The organism is Tannerella forsythia (assembly GCF_003860135.1).
Taxonomy (GTDB): Bacteria; Bacteroidota; Bacteroidia; order Bacteroidales; family Tannerellaceae; genus Tannerella; species Tannerella forsythia_A.
Genome location: NZ_RQYN01000098.1, coordinates 1 through 4016, shown reverse-complemented (window position 1 = coordinate 4016; position 4016 = coordinate 1). Strand labels below are relative to the sequence as shown.

The following is a 4016-nucleotide window of genomic DNA, read 5'->3' as shown; positions in this document are numbered from 1 at the left end:
AGTGCCAGCAACAAACCGGCGGCTATCTGCCTGCTCAGTTTTCTTAGTTTGCTTTGATTCATAGATACTAGTTTTAAAAATGTAAATATTTCTGTTATTTATTTAGGGCCTCATTCAAGTGTTTCTGAAAGCAACTACCTGTCACGAATAACCAGCGTACCCGTAGCATCGTATGCCCAACGGTATCGGTGCTCCATGTCTATCTCGCGTAAAATATCATCGAGTGAAGAAGTGCGAAGAAAACAGCCGGAAAACCGTTCCGTCTTTAGCTGTTCGCTGCCGATCCGTATACGCACATTATATACCCGTTCCAATTCTCTGGCTAACTTTATGAATGGTCGTTCATCAAAGTATATCCGGCCGTCTTTCCATGCGCAGTAATCATGCGCCTCGACCTGATGTTTTTCAATACGGCCAGTCTCCCGATGATACGTCAGTTTCTCGTCCGGTAAGAGTACGTGCAATGCTTCTCCGCGGCCGTCCGGCCAGACGTTGACTTTCCCCGAAAGCAGTACGACATCGACCGTCTCTTCATCGCTATACGCCTTAACATTGAAATTCGTCCCCAATACCCGCACCTGCAAAACTCCCGACTCGATGATGAACGGCCTTTTAGGATCAGATTTTACCTCGAAATAGGCTTCCCCGTCAAGAGTCACGCTACGCGTCTCCTCACGATGATCCTCACGATACGTCAAGGAAGAACCGGCATTGATCCATACAATAGAACCGTCAGGTAGTGTAACCTCCGATCGGGAACCCGCAGGAACCGTGGTACGGTAACACGCATCGGCAGACACATTGCCGACGCGTTTTCCTATCCAAAAGGCCGAAAGCGCGATAACAATCGATATCATACAAGCTACGGCAACGCCCGCCCAATGTTTCCGCAGCCTCACAGTATTTCTACGTGCTTGGGGCCACATCGGGCTGTCCGCCTTTAACCGTCGGGCAAAAAACGGTACATGGGCCACTGCCCACACATCAGCCATCCTTCGAAATCTTTTCTTATGCTCATCGTCTTGATTCAACCAGTCGAGCAGTTCTTTTTCTTCCGTTTTATTCAACTCTCCGGCAAAGTACCGTAGCAGTCGTCCTTCTTCTTTTTCCTTACTTTCCATCAGCTTTTTGCTCTTTTATTATATATATACATCGAGGGTAGATTGCGTTTAAGACAAGAGCGAAAAAATTAGCTTATACGAACGTCGGCACCAAACAAAAAACTTCTCCCTCATGTCTAAACAAACGTTGCGTGTTACCATAACCCTGTTAAATTCAAGCATTCGCCTTCGGTCGATTTGTTAAATTGCAAAAAAAAAGACGGAAATTTTGCGGGATTAAAAATAGTCTTTATCTTTGCACTCGCAAAAATGGCAATCGAGCTACCATAAAGATGGGTAAATATAGCTCTTCCATAAGATGAATGGCCTGTTCGTCTATCGGCTAGGACGCAAGATTTTCATTCTTGAAAGAGGGGTTCGATTCCCCTACGGGCTACAAAAAAATAAGATAAAATAGAGAATAATAAAGCGATGGCAAATCATAAATCATCCATAAAAAGAATTCGGCAAACAGCCACACGCTGCTTGCGTAATCGCTATGGAGCTAAGACGATGCGTAATGCCGTAAAGAAATTACGTGCTACTGAAAACAAAAAAGAAGCGGAGGAATTGTATCCGAAGGTTTGTTCGATGCTTGACAAGCTGGCGAAGAACAATGTGATTCATAAAAACAAAGCTGGCAACTTGAAATCAAAGTTGGCGAAGCATGTAAGCGCTTTGGCGTAATCGCTTCTGTAACTCTTCGCTCAAATAAAATAAAAGAGCCGGGCAGTTGATGTCCGGCTTTCTTTGGCTAATGGCCTGTTCGTCTATCGGCTAGGACGTGAGATTCTCATTCTCAAAAGAGGGGTTCGATTCCCCTACGGGCTACAAATGACAAAAAGATAAGATGCTGTAGAATTAAGAGTAGTAATTATGCTCAAAATCAACTCTTTTGCAAAGCCATTTAACATTTAAATCAATCCCCCCCCAATAAAAGAAAGATATGAAAAATAAAATGAAAACACACCTTCTTATTCTACTCTTGGGAATTCTTTATGGTATGTCCTGCACAGCCCAAACAGAACATAAACCATACACAAAAATGTATGACTTGGAATTCAGAATGCAGGAAGATTCTTCGATTATTTATCATTGGCAGCAAAATGCGGCATATCTCAATTACACGATTCCGGTTGGAGTGAAAGGACCAGATCGTCCTCTATTTGCCATGATGTATCTACAAGGGAACCCTTTCTTCAATCGCCTACAAACAGAATACCAACAAAGAATCCTGCTTCCTATCTGCGATGCAAACCAAGCGATGATTGAATTTGAGTCGAAAGGGAAAAACATCAGTCTAACTTCTATTACTTTAGATGCTATCAATGAGAAAGAAAAGGTCCTTTTTTCCGATACGCTGAGATTTGTGCCCGATACTGCTTTACGTATCGTATCGAAAAATATAACGGTAAAAAACGCGAAGTTGCTGAATATCCGAATAAATGTCGAAGGATTCGTTGACTCAACAGCCTATATCGCCTTCTCAAAATTAAATCTATGGATAGATGGCAAGTCAATCGATAACTTCCCTGTCCGCACCCTATCTCCCTTTACAGCACAAGACACACGCACATACATCCCCATAGCGATGGATGCGAGAATCCCATTGGAACAGATCAACGGAATCGACAAGAAAAAGATTATCGGTCTGGGAGAATCGATGCATGGAAATGGAGAAATCGAAAAATTAGGATACGAATGCATCCTTCAAATGATTGAACAACAAAATGCCAGATTGGTCCTTTTAGAAATGCCTTTGGAAGTCTCATTGGCATGCAACAGATACATACAGGACAGCCGTTATACGTTGGACTCTTTGTTCCTGGCAGATAAATCCACACTTTATTTGTTTGACTTCTTAGACAAATTGCGTCTTTTCAATTCGAAACAAACAGACGAATCGAAGGTAAAACTGTATGGTTTCGATTACAACGCCATTTATTCACCGACTCAAAATTCGGCCGTAGATATCTTTGACTTTGTAACGCGGCTTAACGAGCAAGCTAAAATTCCGGAGCTGGATCAGTTCTCCCTTTTATTAATGGAAGCGGACTGGCAGGAAGCCAGATATTTCCTTCAAGCTCATAAAAGCGAGATTCAAAAAGTGCTTACACCCGAAGAAATCGAGGTCATTTCTCACATCTTGACTCTTTCGAGAGAAATTGGAGATACCCCCATACAGCGATTTATCCGAAGAGATTCTGCCATGTTTGCAAATGCCAAGTTTCTTATCGACGAATATGCCGGCGCCGAAAATGTAAAAACAGTCATCTACGGACATGCGATACATATCAATCGCCTTTCAACATTTCCAGCCGTGCCGTGTACCCCTTTCGGATATTATATGCAGGAACAGTATTCCGACGCTTATTCACCTCTTCTGATTTTAACAGGTGAAGGAGCTAACATCGCATACGATCAACATTATAGCCAGCAAAAGACGTTCTTACACAAACTCCCTTTTAACAGTATGGAGTCTTTCTTAAGCACTTTCGACGAGAATATTTTTTACTTACCCCTGACCTCTGAATTTAACAGATTGATCTTGTCACGATTTAAAGGCAGCCATCATATGCCTCAAGAGTTTTATCCTTTCAATTTATACCAAAGATACAATGGCGTCTTTTTTATCAAAAACACAGGTCGTAAACACATGGAAAATAAAGAGGTTACATTTCAAGAATTATCTCATTTATACCTGTTAAACGTAAAACGGAGAGAAAACAAAATGGAAGAAATACGGGAACGTATGCAAAAAGCGTCCTTCTTTCGAAGTTCTCAATAGAAACAAGGAAAAGCATATCACACGCTTGACGTAACAAAAGGCTCTTTCTAACAACGGTATTGTTAAATTCATATAGTACTATTATCTTTGCTGAAAAAAACTATGGATTGTCCAAGATGTGGAAGCAT

The 4016-nt window shown here is 41.8% G+C and carries 3 protein-coding genes and 2 tRNA genes; 4 read left to right on the top strand and 1 reads right to left on the bottom strand.

The annotated features are described in order from the left end of the window. Nucleotides 1–134 precede the first annotated feature (134 nt). A complete protein-coding gene (locus EII41_RS13335) occupies nucleotides 135–1121 on the bottom strand; it encodes a FecR domain-containing protein (RefSeq protein WP_124790976.1) in 987 nt (328 codons plus the stop codon). 304 nt (nucleotides 1122–1425) lie between these two features. On the opposite strand from EII41_RS13335, the gene EII41_RS13330 reads away from it, so the two are divergent. From EII41_RS13330 to EII41_RS13315, 4 genes are all read left to right on the top strand, one after another. After that, a tRNA-Glu gene (locus tag EII41_RS13330) sits at nucleotides 1426–1497 on the top strand. A 35-nt stretch (nucleotides 1498–1532) separates the two neighbouring features. Then, the gene (rpsT, locus tag EII41_RS13325; RefSeq protein ID WP_124750773.1) at nucleotides 1533–1787 is read left to right on the top strand and encodes a 30S ribosomal protein S20; all 255 of its coding nucleotides are present in this window, start codon (nucleotides 1533–1535) and stop codon (nucleotides 1785–1787) included. Nucleotides 1788–1859: 72 nt separating this feature from the next. After that, nucleotides 1860–1931, top strand: a tRNA-Glu gene (locus EII41_RS13320). 115 nt (nucleotides 1932–2046) lie between these two features. Continuing rightward, nucleotides 2047–3888, top strand: coding sequence for an erythromycin esterase family protein (locus EII41_RS13315; RefSeq protein ID WP_124790975.1), 1842 nt, complete (start codon nucleotides 2047–2049; stop codon nucleotides 3886–3888). Nucleotides 3889–4016: the final 128 nt, after the last annotated feature.